Annotated in this window: 22 protein-coding genes; 13 read left to right on the top strand and 9 right to left on the bottom strand. The window is 41.4% G+C overall.

The features are described from left to right. Positions 1-38 precede the first annotated feature (38 nt). From ACED29_RS08540 to pbpG, 5 genes are all read right to left on the bottom strand, one after another. Positions 39-392, bottom strand: a complete 354-nt coding sequence (locus tag ACED29_RS08540) for a HopJ type III effector protein (RefSeq protein ID WP_182697475.1) — start codon at positions 390-392, stop codon at positions 39-41. A gap of 132 nt (positions 393-524) precedes the next feature. Beyond that, complete coding sequence (locus ACED29_RS08545) at positions 525-1823, bottom strand: MFS transporter (RefSeq protein WP_371697466.1); 1299 nt, start codon at positions 1821-1823, stop codon at positions 525-527. Positions 1824-1921: 98 nt separating this feature from the next. Further along, positions 1922-2539 (bottom strand): FMN-binding negative transcriptional regulator, encoded by a 618-nt coding sequence (locus ACED29_RS08550; RefSeq protein ID WP_182722701.1) that lies wholly within the window; start codon positions 2537-2539, stop codon positions 1922-1924. A gap of 87 nt (positions 2540-2626) precedes the next feature. Further along, complete coding sequence (locus ACED29_RS08555; RefSeq protein WP_371697467.1) at positions 2627-3271, bottom strand: cupin domain-containing protein; 645 nt, start codon at positions 3269-3271, stop codon at positions 2627-2629. A 228-nt stretch (positions 3272-3499) separates the two neighbouring features. Then, complete coding sequence (pbpG, locus tag ACED29_RS08560; protein ID WP_371697468.1) at positions 3500-4411, bottom strand: D-alanyl-D-alanine endopeptidase; 912 nt, start codon at positions 4409-4411, stop codon at positions 3500-3502. Between the two features lie 323 nt (positions 4412-4734). Here pbpG and ACED29_RS08565 point away from each other — a divergent pair, with 323 nt between their 5' ends. From ACED29_RS08565 to rpiA, 3 genes are all read left to right on the top strand, one after another. Next, the gene (locus ACED29_RS08565; protein WP_371697469.1) at positions 4735-6033 is read left to right on the top strand and encodes a hypothetical protein; all 1299 of its coding nucleotides are present in this window, start codon (positions 4735-4737) and stop codon (positions 6031-6033) included. 11 nt (positions 6034-6044) lie between these two features. Continuing rightward, the gene (locus ACED29_RS08570; protein WP_371697470.1) at positions 6045-6857 is read left to right on the top strand and encodes a mechanosensitive ion channel family protein; all 813 of its coding nucleotides are present in this window, start codon (positions 6045-6047) and stop codon (positions 6855-6857) included. Positions 6858-6922: 65 nt separating this feature from the next. Further along, positions 6923-7582, top strand: coding sequence for a ribose-5-phosphate isomerase RpiA (gene rpiA, locus ACED29_RS08575; RefSeq protein WP_182697480.1), 660 nt, complete (start codon positions 6923-6925; stop codon positions 7580-7582). A 121-nt stretch (positions 7583-7703) separates the two neighbouring features. Here the strand turns inward: rpiA and ACED29_RS08580 are convergent, their stop codons facing one another. Beyond that, positions 7704-9566: a methyl-accepting chemotaxis protein gene (locus ACED29_RS08580; RefSeq protein ID WP_371697471.1), complete on the bottom strand. Its 1863-nt coding sequence runs from the start codon at positions 9564-9566 to the stop codon at positions 7704-7706. Positions 9567-9959: 393 nt separating this feature from the next. Between ACED29_RS08580 and ACED29_RS08585 the strand changes: the two genes are divergently transcribed. The 3 genes from ACED29_RS08585 to ACED29_RS08595 are packed head-to-tail and all read left to right on the top strand — an operon-like array spanning position 9960 to position 12078. Beyond that, positions 9960-10523, top strand: a complete 564-nt coding sequence (locus tag ACED29_RS08585; RefSeq protein WP_124015580.1) for an RNA polymerase sigma factor — start codon at positions 9960-9962, stop codon at positions 10521-10523. Further along, entirely contained in the window at positions 10520-11143 is a 624-nt protein-coding gene (locus ACED29_RS08590) for a hypothetical protein (protein ID WP_371697472.1), read from the top strand. Before ACED29_RS08585 ends, ACED29_RS08590 begins: the two co-directional genes overlap by 4 nt. Then, on the top strand, positions 11140-12078 hold the full coding sequence (locus ACED29_RS08595) for a DUF4097 domain-containing protein (RefSeq protein WP_371697473.1): 939 nt from the start codon (positions 11140-11142) through the stop codon (positions 12076-12078). Before ACED29_RS08590 ends, ACED29_RS08595 begins: the two co-directional genes overlap by 4 nt. Before the next feature lie 163 nt (positions 12079-12241). On the opposite strand, the gene rsuA is transcribed toward ACED29_RS08595, so the two are convergent. Further along, a complete protein-coding gene (gene rsuA, locus ACED29_RS08600; RefSeq protein ID WP_371697474.1) occupies positions 12242-12931 on the bottom strand; it encodes a 16S rRNA pseudouridine(516) synthase RsuA in 690 nt (229 codons plus the stop codon). Positions 12932-13223: 292 nt separating this feature from the next. Here rsuA and ACED29_RS08605 point away from each other — a divergent pair, with 292 nt between their 5' ends. The 4 genes from ACED29_RS08605 (at position 13224) to ACED29_RS08620 (ending at position 17399) form a co-directional block, all read left to right on the top strand. Continuing rightward, positions 13224-15311, top strand: coding sequence for a M13 family metallopeptidase (locus ACED29_RS08605; protein WP_124015576.1), 2088 nt, complete (start codon positions 13224-13226; stop codon positions 15309-15311). A gap of 150 nt (positions 15312-15461) precedes the next feature. Next, positions 15462-16241 carry a RelA/SpoT domain-containing protein gene (locus ACED29_RS08610; protein ID WP_124015575.1) on the top strand — a complete coding sequence of 260 codons (780 nt, stop codon included), beginning with the start codon at positions 15462-15464 and terminating at the stop codon, positions 16239-16241. A 175-nt stretch (positions 16242-16416) separates the two neighbouring features. Then, positions 16417-16818 carry an SMI1/KNR4 family protein gene (locus ACED29_RS08615; protein ID WP_124015574.1) on the top strand — a complete coding sequence of 134 codons (402 nt, stop codon included), beginning with the start codon at positions 16417-16419 and terminating at the stop codon, positions 16816-16818. A gap of 80 nt (positions 16819-16898) precedes the next feature. After that, positions 16899-17399, top strand: a complete 501-nt coding sequence (locus ACED29_RS08620; protein WP_124015573.1) for a DUF4447 family protein — start codon at positions 16899-16901, stop codon at positions 17397-17399. 61 nt (positions 17400-17460) lie between these two features. Here the strand turns inward: ACED29_RS08620 and ACED29_RS08625 are convergent, their stop codons facing one another. Together ACED29_RS08625 and ACED29_RS08630 are read right to left on the bottom strand one after the other, a co-directional pair. After that, positions 17461-18093, bottom strand: coding sequence for a glutathione S-transferase family protein (locus tag ACED29_RS08625; RefSeq protein WP_371697475.1), 633 nt, complete (start codon positions 18091-18093; stop codon positions 17461-17463). Positions 18094-18183: 90 nt separating this feature from the next. After that, positions 18184-20751, bottom strand: a complete 2568-nt coding sequence (locus ACED29_RS08630; protein WP_124015571.1) for a TonB-dependent receptor — start codon at positions 20749-20751, stop codon at positions 18184-18186. 215 nt (positions 20752-20966) lie between these two features. Here ACED29_RS08630 and ACED29_RS08635 point away from each other — a divergent pair, with 215 nt between their 5' ends. The 3 genes from ACED29_RS08635 to ACED29_RS08645 are packed head-to-tail and all read left to right on the top strand — an operon-like array spanning position 20967 to position 23844. Further along, positions 20967-21506: a PH domain-containing protein gene (locus ACED29_RS08635; protein WP_371697476.1), complete on the top strand. Its 540-nt coding sequence runs from the start codon at positions 20967-20969 to the stop codon at positions 21504-21506. 11 nt (positions 21507-21517) lie between these two features. Then, complete coding sequence (locus tag ACED29_RS08640) at positions 21518-22783, top strand: Nramp family divalent metal transporter (RefSeq protein WP_182697488.1); 1266 nt, start codon at positions 21518-21520, stop codon at positions 22781-22783. Further along, on the top strand, positions 22780-23844 hold the full coding sequence (locus ACED29_RS08645) for a serine hydrolase domain-containing protein (protein WP_371697477.1): 1065 nt from the start codon (positions 22780-22782) through the stop codon (positions 23842-23844). Before ACED29_RS08640 ends, ACED29_RS08645 begins: the two co-directional genes overlap by 4 nt. Positions 23845-23919 lie beyond the last annotated feature (75 nt).

The following is a 23919-nucleotide window of genomic DNA, read 5'->3' on the forward strand; positions in this document are numbered from 1 at the left end:
CTGTTGTCGACATTAATCGATAGCATGTTTCTATACGGCTATGACTTCAGTTCCAATGCCAACTGTGAAAACAACACTCCTTGCCAACCATGTTGTAAAAACTGACGGATATTTTGATGATCAGAGCCCTGTGGCGTGGCCAAAACATCTCGATAATGTTGGCCGAACATTGCCAAGGTTTGCGGCTTAGATAATTGATGAATTTGTCCAAATGCCAAGATCTTACAAGAACCTGAATTCTGCCCTGCCTCATTGAGCAGATCACCATTTTTAAATGCACTTGGACTAAAATCATAATGGCTATCGATCAATGCCATAGACTCTTCAAAGCTCACGGTCTCCGCTCGCTCAGTTAAAGAGGATATAAATTCACTAATCTGTGTTACAGCCATAAAATACGCCCTTCCCTCAATACAATAAAAGTTAACTCATCCACATCAGATTACGCAAAACAATAGCAAAATAGCGCCACTTACTATAGTGAAAAAGCCTTAATGGTAACTGACCATCAAAGAGCTTGACCTTTAGCTCAACTCTATTGCAGCAAAATTAGGTCTCGGTAGCTTATCCAAAATACTGTATAAATAAATCACTACTAGCGACAAGATGGCACCGATAATAAATAACCAATATCCTCCAAGATGATCCAGAATAATCCCGCCGCCCAATGGCGCAAACGCGAAACCAATTTCATAAAATGATGCCGCACCAAAGTAGGCTCCTCGCAAATGTTTAGGCGCAAGTCGATCAATATGCACATTCATCGTAGGGAACAAAATGGTTTCGGCTAAACTCATGATAATAATGGCGCCAATCCAGCCCCAAAATAAATCAATCGGGTTATAGGCTAACCACACTTGTGAGCACATCAACAGGATCAATCCGAACTGGATCCGATGAATTAAACTGGAGCCGGCCATTAATTTTAATAGTAAAAATTGAGTTGATATGATCACCAAGGCATTGGTAAAAATCATTGCAGAAATTAGCGTCAGTAAATTAGGCGCATTCGCTCGGGTAAGATATTGAATAAGCGAACTGTCCATTTGAGCATAAATGAACATACACAAAATATTCGCCACAATAAGACATTGAAGCAATTTGTCTTGCAATAAAATCGCCACTATTTGCTTGCGGCTCATCACCGCAGGCTTTCGCTTAACCGCTGATGTTGCATCGCCCATGGTGGGAATAAGCCCATCAGGCACCTGTTCGGTTATTGATGGACTAGTTTGCCGTGTTTGATGTCTAAATCCCCAAAACAGTAACCCTAATAAAGCAGCAAAAGCCGCTGCAGTAATATAAAAGCTCGATTGTTTACCGGTTAAGCCTAACCAAATACCTAACATAGGCCCGACAGCACAACCCACATTGACGACAAAATACAGTGATTGCATTGCCAATTCACGGGATTGGGGATCATCAATAATATCACCAATGGTGGCAGAGGTAAGAGGTCGCCATAACGAGGTAGCAATAGAGCACAATGTCATCACCACTACATAGCCTTTAACTGAATCAACTTGTGCCAGTAATGAAAACGAGATGATATAGAGCACACCCGTGAGGTACATGAGCATTTGGCGACCAATTCGGTCAGACAATGCACTACCAATAAAGCTAGTGAATACCGAAATAATCGCCGCACTCGACAGCACTAAACCGACTTCAGTGGCAGTTAAGGCAAATTTTTCATACAAGATAACAGCCAAAAATGGCCACACCATGAAATAACTGCCACGGGTAATAAACGAGCCAAATAGCAATATCCACATTAACCTTGGAAATTGCTTAAACCGCGCTAAAGAAACATCGCTATGCACTTTTTGTCCTTAAAGAGTGATGCTGTAATTGAATGTAACAGACTGAATTGGTAGGATTGTTTAGGCTAATCCTAACGACATTTTCGCCATTGAACCACCTATTTATTACCTAATCCTATGTTATTGTTCATCATATAAGTTAATAGCTGTTTTTCATCAGCTCTATTTGACCGTGATAATCCTTTAACCACACCTTGTTGATCGCTTTGGTTACGGTGCTGGCCTAATTTTTGTTTGCCTTGTAACTCATCGATGACGATCTTAAAACCAACAATGCCCTTGGCTAATTTTTGTTGGTAATCATCTGCAATAAAACCACCACTTTCGAGCAATGAAGGTTCATATTGTTGGATGGTCGATTCGAGTACGTGTGCGGTGGTGGTATCATCAGTTAATTCAATAATGCCTTTTGCATGTACTACGCTGTAATTCCAAGTCGGAACAGCTGGATATGAGTCATACCAAGTGGGTGAGATATAACCGTGCGGACCATTGAAAATGCACAGAACTTTGGTGTTTACTATGTGTTTCCAATGGGAGTTACTACGAGCAAAATGGCCATACAAGGTACCATTTTCGCCCTCAGAGGCCTTGAGTAGTAAAGGTAAGTGTGAGCCCTCTAAATCAGTAGACACAAGAGTCGCAAAACCATATTGGTTAATGAACTGGTGTATTAACTCTCTAGAACCCATATCCCACTTATCAGGTACATGCATAATTCACTCTTTACTAAAATAATCAGTAAAGTCTTTATAATGAATGTAACGACTAAATGCCATCGTTTTATGGGTTTATAGCGATTATTACAAGTGGCCTACTTTAACCAAAATCACCGTATCTTGTTCCACATACGGATTATGCTGACTAAGATGCTGACTGCGGATCCACGTCCCTGCAGGATAACGCCCAAGTTCATCGATAAACTCTCCGCTAATCACGTAGATTTCTTCGCCACCAAAATGACGGTGCGGTTGAAAATGTGTCCCCGCGGGCCACATGACCAATGCAGTCGATTCTGTGCCATGTTGGTGTAACGGCATCACTCGTAATTTGCCATGGCCAGGCAGCCACTCAGCTTGCTTGGTATTGATAGCCACTTGCTGTGAATCAGTGGTTTGAAACTGATGTAGCTTAACCAATAGCGTACAACCTTGCTGGCTAAATGGCGCGTGGACAAAACCTTCAGGGTTACGCAAATACGAGCCTGCTGGATAATCTCCGGTTTCATCAGAAAATACTCCGTCGAGTACTAAAATCTCTTCCCCTAACGGATGAGGATGTGAGTTGAATTTAGCACCGGCTTGATATTTCACTATGCTGGTTGCATGGCCACGTTCAGCCTCTTCACGCGCTAAGCGCTTACGCAATACGCCCACTGCGGGACTATTTTGCCATTCAAGATCGGCAGTGTTAATCACCACTCGCTGACTAAAATCCATATTTAACATCTTGATACCTCACAACTACGATTGCCAGTATCTTAGAGCGAAATCAGCGTAATGAACAGCGAGTACAAAATGGTTTAATAGGTACTTTAAGGTACTTTTTATTGATTAATATGATTATTATTTTTATAAATAAAAAAACCTGTAAATAATATTTACAGGTTTAAGCTTGCGCAAAGCAAATTTAATAACCTCTACCGATGAAAAGGTAAGGCATAAAAATGGGCCTAATTAGCTGTCTGAAGCAGTTAAGGCCATTTGACGTTGCTTTTTATAGGCTTTAGCCGAAGCCGGGATCGGCGTTGTCCGGCCTGTTTCTAGCCATTTTTTAAGGCGATTAGCATCGGCCATATGGGTGTATTTACCAAACGAATCTAATACAACAAATGCCACTTTACGCTTATCCATTTCGGTTAACATGACCAAGCAATGGCCCGCTTTATTAGTGTAACCGGTTTTAGTTAGGGCAATATTCCAGTTATCTTTAAAAACTAATTTATTGGTATTTTGAAAATCCAGAGCATAACGCGGATGTTGAAAAATAATATGCTTTTTATTAGTTGAACTTAGCTTACCTAATAACGGATATTGCTGGCTGGCTTTGAGTAGTAAAATAAGATCGTTAGCACTCGATACGTTCTCTGCCGATAACCCGGTAGGTTCAACGTAATGGGTTTGCGTCATCCCTAATGCCGTTGCTTTATCGTTCATAGCACGAATAAACGCCTTATACCCACCAGGATAATGATGAGCAAGCGAGGTTGCAGCTCGATTTTCAGATGACATTAGTGTCATTAACAACATAGTTTCACGGCTCACTTCACTGCCTAAACGCACCCGAGAGTAGACATTACGCATCACAGGCGAGTCGCTAATTTTCACTGAAATTTTTTCATCTAAAGGTAATTTTGCATCTAGGGTCACCATGGCTGTCATCAATTTAGTAACCGACGCTATAGGTAATGCTTGGTGCGGATTACTGGAGTACAGCACTTCATTGGTTTTTAAGTCGACTAACATGGCGCTGTTAGATGCTAGTTCTTGTAATAATTGTTTTTGAGACACAGGTTCAGCAGCTACCGACTGGCTAATTACGGTATTTGAACACAATAAAATGCAGGCAAAAAAATGACGGAGTTTCATAACTCTCACTTGAAAAATAAACGTAACGATGTTCATTGAGTATACGATAAAGAATTAGGCCTACAATAGATAAATAATCACTTTTAGTAAGATTTTAGTGGATTTTTTGTAGTTCAAGTCCCAAAGATATCCATTAAGCCATATATAACATCTGGCGAGCTAAATCTGGCACGGTAAATCGATAACAAAATGCAGCCCTCGCCCCCAAAAATAGCCAAAGAGATATGCAGTGTTGAGGTGTATAACAAGATCAACTTCAGCACAAATACCGCTTTTGTTGGCTTCATGCTAAGATTAAAAAGTCGTTCAAAAAGAGAGTATAAATGGACATTAACTTGCATTTTTTTAGCCGCTTAAACCCATGGCTTAATAGCTTATTCACCTCTAAAGACACTGTTAAAACAGAGAATGATGATGCTGAGAAAGGACGAATATCGCTGAAGACGATAGCGAATCAATGTCCGCTTCAAGCTCATAGAGGCCCAATCACTCAAGTGATGTTAGACCAACAGCATCATACCTGTGACGATTTTGTCGGTCGGAAAAAACAGCTTAGCCAAATATCTGATGTAATTGATCAATGGCGTAATCACCATGGTGAAATCAGTGCCATTGTCTCTCCTGGTGGTGCCGGAGGTTCTTCTTTTTTAGCTCAGCTGCTGCCTTTACTGCAAACTATTGCTGCTCAAGACGCAAAAGATGTCCCGAAAACTAAGGCAAAACCACTTCCATCTCAATGGCTACTAATGAGTTTTTACCAAGCGCCAATGAATGAAAATGATGCCATTGCTGATATATGTTATTGTTTTGGCATTGTGCCACCGGACACCATCACCGAGACCATAGCTACTATAAACAAGCAGCCACCTCAGCTGATTCTGATTGATGCTATGCACAAACTGATGTTACGAATGATAGGCAACAATCAAGCTTTAGTCACCTTTGCCACTATCATAATGCAAACTCGTAAACATCACTGTTGGATCATAAGCTGTGAAAAATTTGCATGGCAACGATTAAGCGCACAGTACCAAATTCATCATGTTGTTAAGCATATTATTGAGCTTGATTATTTCAGTGAAACTGAATTAGCCGCGATTCAAACAAAACACCTGCTTGATTTAGGCTTAATCAGCAAGGATGTTATGCCGACAAAAGAGGCCTATAAAGACAGCAAAAAAGATCAAGTTGATATTACCAACCCTTACAAAGAACAACTCAAACAGCTATTCACTGTCAGCCAAGGACACCCTCAATTAGCCACACTATTATTGCAGTATTCACTCGCTCATCAGGTTGATATTAGCTCAGATAAAAGCTCAAATAGCGGTATTGAGATTTGTTGTATTAACGCATCAGCATTACAGCAATGCCATGATAGTGACCTATTTTCATTGGCGGAAATTTATATTCATGGCGGATTACGAGTCAATACCCATGCGCATATTTTTACTCTTAGTATTGAACAAAGCAGCTTGCAATTAGAGTACCTAGCTCGCCAAGGGCTGATTATTGCCCAATATTCGCAACAGGATTTTGCTCAGCATTTCTATTTTATCACTCCAACATTAAGCAAAATTATCGCCACCCACTTGGTCAACAACAATAAGCTGTTTAATTAAACGAGGTGAAAATGGACGATTCACGTAAAGCATTAAAAGCATTTTTAGACATTATTTCCTTTGATCGAATCATTAGTATTTTAGTGCTTTGCATCATGGCATGGCTGCTACTGGTGTTACTGCAATTTTGCTTAAAGCAACTCAATAAAGCCTTGCCTAAATACCGCTTAATATGGAATCGCTCATATCCTTTTATGCGTTTATTTGTGTGGCTATGCGTTATCGTTTATTCGATTGTTGGCATTATCGAACCGCACGAAAATTTAATCCTCGCAGTAGTGGGTTCGATTAGTATCGTGATCGGTTTAGCCACGCAAGAACCGGCTAAAAATATGATTGCCGGATTGATTATGATGATCAATCCACCTTATAGGGTCGGCGATATGGTGAGCTTATCGGGCCATTATGGTGAAGTCATTAAACTGGAATGGAGCGTGACTTGGATACGCACCTTTAATGATGACACTGTCATGATCCCCAATGCCGAAGCATTGAGAACAGCAATACCCAATTCAAATAGTGGCGCCTTAGATGAAATGGTGGTGGTGAAATTTACAATTCCAATGAATGCTGATCACCAAAAAGCCATTGCCCTTGCCAGAGAAGCGACTCAATGCTCACCTTATACCTTTTTAAATAAACCTATTATTGTCATCTTAGGTAACGAGCACGAGTTTGGCCACTTTCTACAAACCATCACAGTCAAAGCGTATGTGATGGACGTAAGGTTAGAGAAAAAGTTTATGAGTGACATTAACATACGAGTGCTTTCAGCATTTAAAAATGCTGATTTTTATGATGCGCAACAAACGGTGCTTGAGTAATTTGCGTTATAATCGCCTCAATTGTTAAATCCCACTTTTTGATTGTTACAATGGAGAATATTGCTATGACACAAGATGAAATGAAAAAAGCAGCAGGTTGGGCAGCACTACAGTATGTCAAACAAGGCACTATCGTTGGTGTGGGTACCGGATCTACCGTCAACCACTTTATTGATGCACTGGCAACGATGAAAGATGATATTGAAGGGGCGGTATCGAGTTCAGAAGCGTCGACAAAAAAACTCATCGAACTGGGCATTGAAGTATTTGATTTAAACAGTGTTGATTTGATTGATGTCTATGTTGATGGCGCAGATGAAATTAATGACCGCATGGACATGATTAAAGGTGGCGGTGCAGCCTTAACTCGCGAAAAAATTGTCGCTGCTGTAGCAAAAAAGTTTATTTGTATTGTGGATAATACCAAGCAAGTGCCTATACTCGGCGATTTTCCGTTGCCAGTAGAAGTGATCCCTATGGCGCGATCTTATGTGGCGCGTGAATTAGTTAAATTAGGCGGCGATCCGGTCTACCGTCAAGGTGTTGTAACCGATAACGGCAACGTGATTTTAGATGTGTACAACATGCAAATTCTCGATCCTAAAGTGATGGAAACTAAAATCAATGCCATCGTTGGTGTCGTCACCAATGGATTATTTGCTAATCGCGGCGCCGATGTATTGCTGGTTGGCACCCCAGATGGTGTTAATACCATCACACTGTAACAACTAAACCATTCGCTTGATTAACTTGAATGTTTAGCAAGAGCATAAAAAAATGGCCTAGCAGAAATGCTAGGCCATTTTTATTTATCGATCATCTTATCTGTTAATGACCATAGCAACACTATACGCTAAATTGGCTTACCGCTTCTTTTAAGGCTTTAGCGCGGATTCTTACATCTTCCGATGCTGCGGCATTTTCTTCTGCAGCATGTGAAGATTCATCTGCAATATCGCGAATAATTACCACGTTTTTACCGACTTCAGCAGCAACCATACTTTGCTCCTCAATCGCGGCAGCAATTTGGGTACTCATGTCCATGATATTAGTTACGTCATCGGTAATTTGACGTAACACTTGGCCAGCAATTTCAGCCTGTTCGGCACTCTCACGCCCTTGCTGTTGACTCTCTTGCATAAGACTAACAATGGAGTGAGTACGAGATTGCAAAATTGAAATAATACTGCTGATTTCTTCAGTTGAAGATTGTGTCCGCATCGCTAAAGAGCGAACCTCATCTGCGACAACAGCAAAACCTCGGCCTTGTTCACCCGCTCTTGCCGCTTCGATTGCCGCGTTTAATGCCAATAAGTTAGTTTGATCGGCAATCCCACGGATCACATCAAGTACACTGCCAATTGTTACACTGTCTTTTTCAAGTTCGGTAACCACCGCGGCAGAATCCACCAGTTGTTTCGCTAACAGGGTAATTTTTTGTACGGTGAGCTCCACGCCCTGTTGGCCCGATTGAGCATTATCATGAGTTTGACTGGCTTTAGTGGCCGCCAATTCAGTATTTTTAGCAATTTCGTCAATGGTCGCGCCCATTTCAGTAATCGCCGTCGCAACCATATCGGTCTCATTTAGTTGGCGTAACACCCCTTCCGATGCCAAAGAAGCATTGTCAGATAATTCATGGCATGACACGTTCATCGCATCAACAGACTCATTAACTTGCTCAATCAGTTCCTGAAAAGAAAGCAACATACGGTTAAAATGATGCGACACCCGTGCTAACTCATCTTGACCAGATTCATCACAGCGCAGAGATAAATCTTTATTTTTTTCAATGGTCGAAATCACAGCAGTAATATTATCTACTGGCACCATAATACTGCGGATAATCATTAAGGTAACAACGACGAGTACTACGGTGATAATTAAAAAGATAATAATAGATAACACCATACTTTGATATTCGGCATCGGCAATATATGCATTGGCTTGCTGATTAAGTTGACGAGTATTATCTTCTGTTGTTTGAATAATTTGACGCAGGTCATCCATTTTCCCTTCGGTTTCCTTTAAGCCAAATTGCTGCTCTTTGGCCACTAGAAGTTTAAAGTCACCTTGGTACTGTTTAATTTTCTGTTCCAGCTGTTGAACGAGTTCACTGCTCAAACTAGAACTTGAAAGTGTCTGCACAAATTTATCAATATTTTCATCAAAGGTTTTGACATACTTCATATCACGACGCAGCATAAAATCTTTTTCATTTCGACGTAACTGCAGCATGATAACCGTAATCGAATCTTGGCTATTTAAAGCAAGTTCTTGCTCTACGTTATGAACGGCTTCTCGTAACTGTCCATACAGTCCCGACGTTGGGGTTAGGCCTATTTCTGTTTGTAACTCTACAATGTTACTAAATACATTTTGGTATTGGGTTAAGCTTTGCTCTAAATTATCTAAATGTTGAGTGTCTATACTTCGTGATTGTAATGAGTCATCAACTTGTTTAATTAATGCGAATACATTTGTGATGATTTTTTTGTGGTTGGCCACATATTTCATATCTAAGCGAGCAAAGAAATCTTTTTCGTCTTTACGAAGTTCTAGGATTTGCTTTTGTACCTCAATAATATTTTTCGACGCCATCGATAAATCGGTTTGAACAGAAGCGGTGTAACGCTGTAAGCCAAACATGGACACTATTGCAGTCAACGACACCATTGCACTGATAATAAGTTTTGAACGGATAAACATATATTGACCACCTAGAGGATAATTATTGTTATTAAAGTGCTTAATAAATATAGTGGATAAAAGATCAGATGCTAATAAAGTTAGATATTATTTGCTGGCGTCTATTTATCGGCACCAGGAACATCAACTGTAGTGTTATCTAATATGCATTACGTCCTGACTCAATTAACAATCAACGCTATGCGTGACTAAACCTCAATACAAACACATAAGCCGTTAAAGTAATGAAAGTTTTAATGATGACCAACGGATTAAACATCCGAGACTTCCCCTTCAACAAAACCGCCTTAATATGATGCTCAGATGATTTATTTTTTTCCTCTCTAAACCTTTTACCTACTTGCGTCTGTCAAATAACCACACAATGATAATGAAAACATTGCAACATTAAGGATGCACAATATTAATCAGCCAATTTCAGAGCCCTTGAACCATCTAGAGGCACTTGACGATAATCAATTAGTTGCCATTGCGACTTTGGGTTGTCAACAGGCATTCGAACAACTATATCGGCGACACCATCAACGTGTTTACGCCATCTGTTTTCGTCTCAGTGGCCAAACAAGCTTAGCTGATGATATTACTCAAATTTGTTTTATTCGTTTATGGCATAAATTGGATCAATTTAGAGGCGATAGCCAATTTACTACCTGGTTACATCGCTTATGTGTCCACCAAGCCATTAACGAGCTAAAGGCACAACAATCATGGTGGCGACGTTATTTACCGACAGAACAACTTGACCCATCCAATATCCCCTCGGTGACGTTTGATGATTATCATCTATTAGATAAATGCATCGCCAAGTTACCGCAACGTACTCGAATCGTGTTTGTATTGTGTGCTGTTGAAGGCTACCAACATAAAGAAATCGCCGCCCTGCTCAATATTGCCGAAGGAACCAGCAAAGCCCAGTTCCATAATGCCAAACAATTATTACAGGAGATGCTTGCATGAATAAGTCAGCGCAAGACCTCGATAACCTAGTCAAGTCATTACCTTTAGAAATAGAGTCGACAAGCGATTTGTGGCCAGCGATAGCATTGCAGTTAGGTCCTCAATATCCACAAAAAAATCTGCAGCGCTACTGGCTTATTGCCGCGAGTATTACGATTTTTTCTTTATTGGCCTTGCTGATGTGGCAACGCCCGGATGAGAGTTCATTATTGCCACAAACGGCTGCACTAACGGCAACCATGCCACAATCCACTGTGAATACCGAGGTCAGCCTAGCAATACCCTCAACCCAAACAGAAGCAACATTAGCTGAGCTGGTTGATCAAATAGCCTTAACTCATCAAAGCCAATTACAAGCTTTTAATCAAAATCAATACACAGTGAGTTGGCAACTATCATCAACTGATGCACCACAACAACTGCAAGCTGATATTAGCCAAGCACTAGCCGAGCTGGATACCGCCTCAAAACAAGTACAAGCAGCATTGAAGCAACAACCGACTAATCAACAAATGTGGCAACTATGGCGCTGGATCATGCAACGCCAAATCAACCTATTACAGCAAGGTCAAAAACTGCCATTTATATCCAAGCAAGCATCACAAGGAAATACAATATGAACATGGCTAAATACGTGTTAATCGTGCCGTTAATCGGTATCAGTTTTATGTCAATGGCCAAAGAAACCGTTGACCAACAATTAACTGTCACTGATAACCCTTCGGTCAGCGTTAAAATACAACGAGGTAATGTTGAGCTGGTTAGTTGGGACAAAAATAGCATTCAGATCAAAGGTGAACTTGATGAATTAAGCCAAGGCTTATTATTTGAGGTTAACGGCAATAGCGTGATTGTCGAAGATAAATTACCTCGTAGTTATCAGGGCAGTAATCAACAAGGATCACAACTGACCATTTACCTTCCGAAACAGCTTGGCTTAGATGCAGAGGGAGTGTCTGCAAGTTATCAATTAGCGCAACTTGATGGCCAGATATCATTAGCCGTTGTTAGCGGAAGTATTACCGCTAAACAACTTAGCGGTAATACTAAACTCACCACAGTGTCAGGCAATATTAATACCTCTGAGTTAGCCGGAAAAATTAACCTCGAAACCGTTTCAGGCGATATCACAGACAACAATAGTCAGGGCGAAGCTGAACTGCGCTTAGTCAGTGGCGAACTAAAAAGTCAAAGTGCTTTTACACAGTTAACTGTCGATCAAGTCTCTGGTGACATCAGCGTCACAGTTAATAAAGTCACTGAGTTGAATGTTGTTACGATCAGTGGTGATGCAAAATTGACTCTCGGGGGAGAGTTAAACAAAGCCCAACTCGAAACCATAAGTGGAGATATGGCACTAACCTTTACGGCTATACCTAACAGCAGTTTTATGATTGATGGCGGCCCTGGTGGCAAAATTAATAATCAATTAACCGATGACAAACCGCTAAAACAAAAGTACTCACCGAGCAAAACCTTGCAATTCAAAACTCTAACAGGTGCAGGCCAAGTGAATATCAATACCATTAGTGGCAAAATCAGTCTAACTCAATAAGTGTAGACAACATTAGCTCGAGGTAAGCGATGCTTATAAAAGACGATTCCCTCGCAATTGATTTTGTATTTGAGTAGAAAGTGCTTTGCCATGAGCAGATAAAAAAAGGCCCGGTAATCATCATATGGTGACAACCGGGCATTTTTATATATTCAAATGATAACTACACAGACTTGACTTCTGCAGCGGTTAAAAAGCGCCATTCACCTGCGGCTAAGTCAGCATTTAACTCGATAGCACCAACCGCTTCACGATGTAAATTAACCACTCTATTACCCACCGCGGCAAACATGCGTTTCACTTGATGGTACTTACCTTCGCTAATCGTCAATCGCACATGAGTTGGGTCAATAATATCGAGCAAAGCAGGCTTAGTCAGTCCATCTTCATTACGCAGTTCAACCCCATCAGCAAAGACTAGGATCAAACTGGCATCAATAGGTTCGGCTAATTCAACTAAGTAGCGTTTACCACAATCTTTCTTCGGTGAAGTGATTTTGTGCGACCATTGTCCATCGCTGGTGATTAACACTAATCCAGTGGTGTCGACATCTAATCTACCGGCAATATGTAAGGTGTCCATTTTTTCAATATCAATTAAACTTAATACCGATGGATATTCCTCATCAATGGTTGAACAAATGGTGTCTACCGGTTTGTTTAACATGATGTAACGTTCACCAATGATGCTAATTAACGTGCCATCTAAATGCACTGCCATTTGTGGTAGTACTTTAAAACCTGAGTTTTTGACCACGACACCATCACAGGTAACATCACCACGATGCAAGGCTCTCTTGGCTAATGACCGGGTCAGTTCGGTACTTTCACAGATAAATTTGTCTAAACGCACAATGATTACTCAATCAAAAAATATTGGTACTATTATGCTGCTTACACACCTAAATAGAAATCAATCACCGATATTTTTCACTACAACAGTCATTTTTAGTTACATATAGTCACAAAAAACCCCTTAAAAATGCACCTATGCGGCTTGTTTTATAGGCGGATAAGGCCGTAACATACAATTTATAATAAAAGTAATAGCTTTTCCCTTTGGATAAAGGGGTTATTGCTGGATTAAGTGACACTGATTGCAATGCCCCAATGAAGGGCTCTACAAATAAAGCAAAGGAAACAACATGAGAAAATTGGTTATTGGCGGTCTATGCGCCTCGTTAATTGCGGGCTTAAGTGCTTGTAGTAATGACAAGACAGTCGTTACGCCTGCTGCAGATGTAGCAAAAACGGCGACTGCTGCTGCAGTAGAAAAAGCACTTACGTCTGGTATCACGTTTGATAACATCGACAAGTCAGTGCGCCCCCAAGACGATTTCTACATGTATGTTAACGGCGCATGGATGAACAAAGCAGAAATCCCTGGCGACCGTACTAGTATTGGTGCTTTTTACGACTTACGTGAGAACGCACGTGATGATGTTAAAGCCATCATTGAAGATTTAAGCGCGACCCCAAATCTAGCCGATGGCACAGATGAACAGAAAGTGGCTGATTTATATCGCTCATTCATGGATGTTGAAACGCTTGATAAATTAGGTATTGCGCCAATCCAAGCTGATTTAGATAAAATTGCAGCCCTGAAAGATAAAAAAGAATTAACCGCCTTTTTTGGTGAAAATCAAGCAAACGGTGGTGGTACACCTTTAGCATTCTATATTGAAATTGATGCTAAAGACTCAAGCCGTTATGCCACACATATTTGGCAATATGGTTTAAGCCTGCCAGAAAAAGATTACTACTTTAATCAAGAAGAACGCTTCGTCAATATCCGTAAAGCCTACGTTGAGCACATTGAAAAAATGTACAACCTTGCTGGCTTACCAAATGCAAAAGCCAACGCTGAAGCCATTCTTGCACTGGAAACTCAAATTGCAGAAAAGCATTGGGACGTTGTTGAAACGCGCGACAGCACTAAAACATACAATCTATACCAAGTTAAGAATCTGCCAGAATTGGCCTCAGAAATTAACTGGGATGGTTATTTAGCTGCGCTTGGCGGCGACAAGCAAACTGATATCATTATCAACCAACCAAGTTATATCCAAGGCTTAAACGAGGTAATTAAAAATAACGACCTTGATACTTGGAAAAACTACATGACTTGGATGGCATTAACTCATAATGCCAGCAATTTATCTCAAGCATTAGATAACGAGAACTTTGCCTTTTTCTCTAAAACCTTAAACGGTCAAGAAGAACAAGAACCTCGTTGGAAGCGTGGCGTCAGCACTGTGAGTGACACACTGGGCGAAGTGGTTGGTAAAGTGTATGTAAAACGTCACTTTGCACCAGAAGCTAAAACCCGCATGGAGCAACTAGTTGAAAATCTTCGTGGCGCTTATAGTTCAAGCATTGATTCATTAGATTGGATGAGCGCTGATACTAAGGTTGCAGCAAAAGACAAATTAGCTAAGTTTAACCCTAAAATTGGCTACCCAAACAAGTGGGATGATTACAGCAAATTAACCATCAAAGCAGATGATTTAGTCGGTAACGCTAAACGTGCTGCGATAGTTCAACACAACAAAGATATCGCTAAATTAGGTCAGCCGATTGATAAAGACGAATGGCACATGACCCCACAAACGGTTAACGCCTACTACAACCCAACCATGAACGAAATCGTGTTCCCTGCTGCGATTTTACAACCGCCATTCTTCAACTTAGAAGCTGATGATGCGGTTAACTACGGCGGCATTGGTGCGGTGATTGGCCACGAAATGGGCCATGGTTTTGATGACCAAGGTGCTAAATTTGATGGCGAAGGCAACATGCGTGACTGGTGGACCGAAGCTGACTTAAAAGCATTCGAGTCAAAAGGCAATGCATTAATCGCTCAGTACAATGGTTATCAAGTGTTTGACGACCTACACGTCAATGGCAGCCTAACATTAGGCGAGAACATTGGTGACTTATCAGGTGTGACTATCGCCTATAAAGCTTACAAAATGTCACTTGACGGTAAAGAAGCACCAGTTATTGATGGCTTAACAGGCGATCAACGTTTCTTCATGGGCTTCACCCAAATTTGGCGGGTAAAAATGAAAGAAGAAGCAATGCGTAACCGCGTTGCAACTGATCCGCATTCACCTGGCCATTTCCGTGCATTAGGTGCGTTATCTAACATGCCTGAGTTCTACAGCACTTATGACGTGAAACAAGGCGACAAGATGTATATCGCGCCAGAAAGTCGCGTAAAAATTTGGTAATTTAAGTCGCTGTGAACATTGACTAAGGTCACAATTCCTCTCAAAAGGGCATCATTCGATGCCCTTTTTTATTAAACCTTGTTCATTCAGCCCCTATTCAGTGAAAAAGCGGTACATTGGATTAACAGACACTATGTGGGAAGCTATTCAATGAATAAGTTGTTTCGTACCTTTTTTATATTCTTAATTTTATTGTCTACTCGTGGTGCTATTGCTCAGCCTAACGAGGTTAAATATAACAAGTTAGCTCCGCCTTCCGATTTTAGTCAAAAATCAGCTAACGATATTGAGCAGCTAATGGCGCTCCATGAGCACAATAATGAGCTTGTTTTACAAGACACTGATAACTTGCACGCTTTAATGAGTCGAGCACCAGTGGCGCAACAAGAACTTATCAGTCTACTCAAGATGATCAGTCAATCAAGCAACACCGACATCATTACTCCTGCCACTAAAAGTTATCAGCGTGCGGCTCAAAAAGTACAAGCAAAGTTCAATGGCGACGCCAGTCAACTGACAGATATAGCAAGGGCAAGTGTGGTGGCCGATGACGTTAAAAGCTTGCTATTAAGCTACCAGCAACTGCGTCAACATACCGAAATAGTGCAATTAAAAAACCGTTTTGCACATCCAAAAGTGTCGGGCTATCGTGACTTAAATGTATTGGTGAAATTGCCCGAGAGCCAAATGGTAGTTGAAGTACAGTTTCACTTAAATGATATTGCCCAAATCAAAAGTGGCCCAGAGCATTATGTTTATGAGCAAATCCAACAAATAGAATCCCAAGCTAAAGCCACATCTAGACACTTAAATGACATAGAACAAGCAATGATAGCCAAGCTTCGTCAAGACTCGCACAAGCAATACCATAAAGCCTGGTTAAGTTATAAACGTCAAAGTTTATATAGTTCACAACGACAAGTTGCATAAACACTGATAACTATCCTTTTGATGAACAACTTACACCGCCCTAAGCCTTTTCTCATCATCCAAGTTTCCACCCTTTTAGCGCTCATATGAGCGCTTTTTTTTTGCCAAACAAGATCCGCAACAATCACATCTGCTATACTCGCGCCCATTACAATACGATCTGCTGGACGATGCGATGAATGACATTATTGAACAACTACAAGAATTAAGTGAAACCGTACCGGTACCGCTAGAACTACCGACGTTTGAGCAACTTGTAGAGGTTGAAGAACAGATCTTAATTGGTTTACCCAAGGATCTAAAAGAATACTTACTTTATGGTAGTGATGTTATTTATGGCACGCTTGAACCCGTTACCGCTGCCGATCCATCCTCACATACCTACTTACCTGAAGTCGCCTGCTATGCTTGGTCTATTGGGCTACCCAGAGAGCAAATTGCCATTTGCCAAATCGGTGATAGCTTTTATTGTATTGATGAAGAAAGCCAAGTGTTGTTTTGGAAAAAAGGCCGATTTAGCGATAAGGTTTGGGAATCGTTTTGGCATTGGGCCGAAGATGTGTGGCTTAATCGATAAAACGCATTAATTAAATCCAATTGCGGCTAATTTACGTCGAAATATAAATACCTAAATAAATCCTTAATACGAGAACGTCCATGTCTAAAAATAGCGGTTTAAATGCAATTGAAATCCAATGTTTACGTCAATCTTTCGGCTTAACAACAGAACAAGTTGCTAGCATCACTAACGCCAGTAATGAAGATGTGTTGTTGTGGGAATCAGGCGAGAAAGAAGCACCAATTCCAGCGCAGAAAAAGCTGTTAGAAATCGATGATATTATCGAAATGCAGGTGCTTAACACTTCTGATGGTATTGAAGAGTTATTTAAAAAAGAACCTAAGCGTCGGTTGGCGTTTGTGGTGTATCCGACACAAGCGCTCTACACCCAATACAATCCAGAATTTTTAAGCTCTTTGCCATTAACTGAATTGTACAATGCCGCTGCGTGGCGGATTAAAAAAGAATGTAAACTCGTGCTTGAAGTGGATGTAAGCTTAGTCGCACTAGATGCTGAAGCCTATAAAGCTTATCGTGCAGATAACGGCATGAGCGAAAGCCGTGAAAGCCGTGCAAAATGGGCTGCAACTCAATTATAAATGTCTCTATGTTGAGCGTTAATAACTAAAAGGAAGCCTCGAGCTTCCTTTTTAATAACCGTTATTGAGTGATATTGGCAAGTGCTTCAGTTTTAGCTAATGCATTGGCTAAAGCTGGACGTTGCTTTAAGCGATCACGAAATGCCATCAGCTTTGGCGGAAGCGTTTGCTCAAATCCCATCGCCCAGCCTAAGGTTTGCGCTAATAAAATATCGGCTATGGTGGGTGAATCGCCACAGACAAAGCCAGTATCTGGCACCCAAGCTTCAGCAATAGCAGCGGCTTGATCAAACTCCCACTTAGCTACGGCAAACATGGCCTCTAATCTAAGTGGTTGTGGTAAGGCAAAGCGATGTTTACCCATACTCCACAGTGGTTGTTCAAGCTCACTAATCACAAAACTCACCCAGCGTTCATGAATACCTGACGCTTGCGTACCTAGTTTTGGCAACCAGTTACCTTGTCCGTATTTTTCGGCTAAATAACGCATAATGGCCGCGGATTCGCTTAGCACGAACTCACCCTCGGTGATCACAGGCATTTTACCACTAGGGTTAAGGGCTAAAAATGCTTCTGCTTTATTTTCACCTTTAGCAAAATCGATAGCATGAAACTGCCACTCAACACCTAACTCTTCTAAAAGCCAAGATACGCGCAGCGCACGACTTTTTTGGGTTCCGTATAAGGTAATCATTTAAGCTCCTATAGCGTGAGAATAATGACAATAAAAAAGCCACATTGCACCTTAAGTGAATGTGGCTTTTGTTATCTTATGACGTTGTCATTAGAAGTTCATTGTGACTTTAGTATAAATATAACGGCCTAATGGGTTATGTACACCCATTGCATAACCATATAGATCAGCATCGCCATCGCCAATCGCAAATGATGGCTCTTCATCAAACACGTTATTAACACCTACAGATAGCTTAACCGTATCATTGAAACGATATGAGCCAGACATATCAACTAACAACTGTGCATCAACTGTACGAGTTTTGTTGTAGTCTTCAAACTCACCGATATAGCTTAAGTTAACGTTAGCGGCAAAGTCATCCATCATCCAGTTAGTTGTTGCTAACCAACGGTGTTGTGGGTACTCGTACTCACCAGTGTAATCAACAGTATTGCCATCAACTTCTTTTTCAAAGCTGATTAAATAGCTGTATTCTAAACCAAACTTGATATCACCATAGCTGTTTAGCTCAAGACCATAATGGCTAGATAAATCTACACCTTGTACTTCTTGTGAACCAATATTGACAAATGCTGATTTGATTACGTCAATCGTACCAAAGGTTTCACCCGCTTTAGGCGCATTTCGTAAACAAATAGTGCTGTTTTGATCACCACAGTGTTCGTTGTAAACATCTAGGTTTTGCAGTGAGTCAATTTTGTTGTCTTGGACGATATTGAATAAATCAAAACCAATATCAAACTGCTGACTTGGGGCCCAAATCATACCCAGGTTCCAAGTCTCAGACTCTTCGGCCTCAAGATCAGGGTTACCAGCAAATACAAAGTTGTAGTCAAGTAGCTCACAATCAACGTTATCAGCAGCACAACGGTAGCTATCGGTTAAAAAGTCACTCTTTTCAGAAGGACCTAAGCCAATTTGCGCAAGCGATGGTGCACGGAAACCCGTAGACCAAGAACCACGTGCAGTGACTTCGTCACTAATGCCCCATTGGAAAGCAACTTTTGGGTTAGTGGTTGAACCAAAATCACTGTAACTGTCGTAACGGCCTGCAAGTTGTAACTCAAAGTTATCAGCAACAGGGATAGAAAACTCAACATAGACAGCATGTTGATCACGTGAGCCAAACGCAGAGACGGCTTCAGTACCAAAAATCAGACCGCGCTGGAACTGCTCATCTGGCACGTCACTGACACTTTCTTCACGATACTCTGCACCAGCTGCCATCATGATATCGCGATCAGCGATAGTAAAGGCTTGACCTGAAATGCTGGCGTCATAAGCAGTAATACTCGACTTACCTTGTCTTACTAGACTTGTGGTGATGCGATCAATCACATCTGGCGAGTTCATCGTGCCGCCAAACGGGTTGTAGTTACCCGCATCAATTTCGGCTTGTAAATAATCGGTTCTTACCCAACCTTGTGAGCGGTCACCTGTTTGAGTCGATTCACTGCGGCCACGTTGAGCTGATACTTCCCAGTCCCAATCATTGATAACGCCACGAAGACCGGCAACAATACGCATGGTATCTGACTCGATATCCCAACGACGTGCACCAGCATCAACTGTACGATAGCGACCAATCTCAATATCTTGTCCAAAAGGATTATTTGGATGAGTACCAGGAACTGTCAAGCCTGCATCTTCATCCAATGGCGTTGGTGCACCGCCTGCCTCAGAAGTGTTGTGCTGTACAGATAACTCTAAAAATGCAGTTAAGTCTTCACCTAACATATAATCAAACTGGCCAATAGCACCAACACGCTCAGCTGCTGGAATGGTTAAGTTATATGGACCGTAATCAAATAGACAACTCCCACTCGATGTTGCGCTATCAGCAGGACAATCTGGATCAATGGTTTTCACGCCATTGACATAGAAATAACCAGGGAAGCCGCGTGATGAACGGTAATCTTCACCGCCATAAGGTGACTGGTTTGCAGTGCCAAAGCGGCCCATGTCTTCTGCAGACAAGGTGCCATTGGTAAAGTAATCAAGGATAATTGATGCACTGCCTTTGTCAGCTTTTATGCCCCATACTAGGCTGGCTGTAGTTTCATCATAACCAGTGCCATTGTCATCGCCATAACCCAAGTTAAGCTCAATACCTTCAATATCTTTTCTTAAGACAATATTGACCACACCTGCAATTGCATCAGAACCATAAATGGCTGAAGCACCGTCTTTAAGAATATCGATACGTTCAATCGCCGATACCGGGATATTGTTGATATCAACAAACGAATTTGAAATTCCTTCAGCAAATGCACTTGCTCCAACACGGCGACCATTGATAAGAACCAAAGTCGCATCAGGGCCCAAGCCACGTAAACTGATTGATGCACCACCGTTAGCGGTAGAATCTTGACTGTTTCCACGAGTAGAGAATGCACCTGAACCGTTGGCAGGCATACGTTCTAATAATTGTTGTAGGTTGTCAAAACCCATATTAGCAATATCGTCTTTATTCAACGATTGTACTGGTGAAGGTCCTTCAATATCAGTCCGTTTAATACGAGAACCCGTCACTTCAATTCGTTCCACTTTTGAATCGGCACCAGCATCAGCAGCTTGTGCAACAAAGGCGATAGGAGCGAGAGATAGAGAGACAGCGATAGCGCAAGCACTGCGTAAAAGGTTACTTTTTTTCATGATCATCCTTAACGTTAAATTATTGTTTTATATCCATGACTACTGCAAACTGCGGTATGAGCATACCGCTGACAACTTTGTTGGATTGACACATCCAACTTAGGTTAAAATTTAACAAAGTCAATACAATGGCTTAATGTAAATGTAACCAATCACTTAATCAAGAATAAATAGTTAAAAAAAGTGAATTTAAATCTATTTAACAAGGAGGTCATATGAGCGATAAAACACTAGTTAGTGCCCACTTCCACGCAAACCTAGGCCTGTATTGGTTGTTGTCTGGCAGCCTAGTGTTTATCCTTAGCTTTATTGGTATTCCATTGTTATTACTATGGTTTCCATTGGGACTATTAGCGACTAGGCATTACATTAATAATATGAGTGCTGAACTAACCGAGCAGAAACTGATTGTGCGCAAAGGCTTATTCACACGGACTGAAAATACCGTTCCATTGGATAAAATCACCGACATGGCACTTATTCAAGGTCCTATTATGCGTATGTTTGACCTTCATAAACTGACCATAGAAACCGCGGGACAATCTTCTGCAGGCGCATTGATTAGCTTAACGGGCGTTATAGATGTTACTCACTTTAGATCTCAAGTACTGGCACAAAAGTCAAAAATCATGGCACAAAAAGGTAACGCCCCTGCCGATGAAAATACCGATGTACTAATCCTCGACCACCTGCAACAAATGAATGCCACTTTATTGCGCATAGAACAGTCATTAAACGCTAAACCATCAAACTAGGTTTTTTTATTATGCTTAAGCAACAAACTGCATCAGACTTACCGTGGATATCTCGCGCAAGCACACTTTTTAAAGCCACTGGACCTGGAATCTTAATGGCCGCCGCCGCGATTGGCGCTTCTCATTTAGTCGCCTCAACTCGAGCCGGTGCCGAATTTGGTTGGCAACTGGCATGGCTCATTTTATTAGTCAATATCGTTAAGTACCCTTTCTTCGCTGCTGGCGCTCGCTACACTGCAGCCACTGATGAAAGTTTATTGCATGGCTATCATAAGCAAGGCCGTGGATATTTGATGCTGTTTACCGGGCTCAATGTGATTGCTGCCATTGCCAGTACCGCTGGGGTATGCATGTTAACGGCGGCAATGTTAACTCAGTTTATTCCGCTATCTATTGACCTATTAGCGCTAATTGTATTGGCCAGCTCGTTAGCACTATTGATTTTAGGCCACTACAAACTGCTTGATAAAATGACCAAAATTATCATGCTAGCTCTTACACTCACCACCCTAGTCGCCGTAGCATTGGCCTTTAATCGTCATAGCGGATTCGGCACTCCAGTGATCAGCGAATCTCCCTGGCAATGGGCATATGTCGGTTTTTTAGTGGCGATGATGGGTTGGATGCCCGCGCCAATAGAAGTCAGCACTTGGAACTCGTTATGGTTAATAGAAAAACGTAAAACCCAAACGGTGACCGCCAAGCAGGCTATTTTTGATTTTAATTTAGGCTATGTCACCACGGCTGTATTGGCGATTGTATTTTTAGCGCTAGGCGCATTAGTCATGCACGGCAGTGGTGAGCGTTTTTCTGATTCAGGCGCGGCATTTGCCTCACAATTGATCACCCTTTATAGCCAAGTTATGGGTAATGAAAGCCGTTACTTAATTGGCATTGTGGCGTTTTTATGTATTTTTAGCACCACAGTGACTGTGATAGATGGCTACAGCCGCACACTCGAGATGGGCTGGAAATTGTTGTCTAACACCACATCAACACGCAATTATTTAACCCCCATCATGCTCGGGATCAGTGCGCTTGGTTTATTACTTATTCTATTCTTTAAAGGGGCCTTATTACCGCTGCTAGAATTTGTAATGATCCTTGCTTTTATGACCACAGTTATTTTTGCTTGGCTTAACTTCCGGTTAATGACTAGTAACACCTTAGCGGAAAAGCATCGTTATGGTCGTGTTATGGTGGGGCTGTCGTGGATTGGTTTATGGTATTTAGTTGGCTTCGCTATCTTATTTGTTTATTGGTATCTCACAAAATGATCACATCACAATGGTGTAAATACTTAACTGGCTTACAAAAATTCACCCGTTTGTTACTGGCATTAACAGTAACCTCAGTGTCATTTCAACTCAGTGCATTTGCATTAACTGCAGCGGATGTGCAAAACATCATAGATAAGGATTCAAGACCGTTTAGCGGTAGCATTGCCATAAGCGACAATCATAACCGTTATGTAAATTACCAAGCAGGTATCGGCATAACACCAGACAGCATATTTATGCTTGGATCTATTTCTAAAACGATCACCGCCACGCTTGTATTACAGGCGGTGGATCAGAAAAAGTTAGCATTAAGCGATAACATCACAGATTACCTTGAGATCATCACCGAACACCCAATCACGATTAGTCAGCTGTTAAATCATACTTCAGGAATCACACCGCCTAAATCACCGAGTCTTAATGCCGGGTCTCAATTTATACCTGCCAGCCAGTTTAGTTACTCAAACTATGGCTATAAATTGCTTGGCGATATATTAACTCAGGTTTACCAACAACCTTATGGGCAATTGGTTAGTCAATTTGCCCTAACCAATCAGCTTGATCTCCAAGCTAATACCGGTTCAATTGCGCAGCGTCAGGCTAAGCAAACACGCTTGGTTGATGGCTATACCGAGCAACAGCAGCAGCGGACACAATTAACTGATTTTACGGTAGACCCTGACTTCATTACATTTGGCGGCATGCAAGCCAGTAGTGCTGCTGTGGTTAAGTTTGTAAATGGTTTACATCAAGGCCAATTTTTATCTGCCACAAGCTATCACGCCATGACCCATGCAAGTACTATCAGGCTGCATCGTTGGGGAGAGGTAGGCTATGGCTATGGTTTGCAAATCAGCCAACAAGCAGGCTTAATTGAATACAGTCATTCAGGCTATATTCCGGGATACATCAGCTTAATGCTCTATTATCCGCAATCGCAATTAACCGTTGTGATATTGGAAAACACCTCGTGGGATCTGGATAATATCGAGCGTGTTTTTGGTCTACACGACAAGATACGCCAAGCAGTAAGAAAACAATTAACCACATACGAATAATCTGACGGATCAATGATTTCTCGCTATAATAGTGTTTCGTCAATTGACCTAAACCATTTATGCGCCGCCGCGCCA

The organism is Shewanella sp. 5S214 (genome assembly GCF_041439795.1).
Taxonomy (GTDB): domain Bacteria; phylum Pseudomonadota; class Gammaproteobacteria; order Enterobacterales; family Shewanellaceae; genus Shewanella; species Shewanella vesiculosa.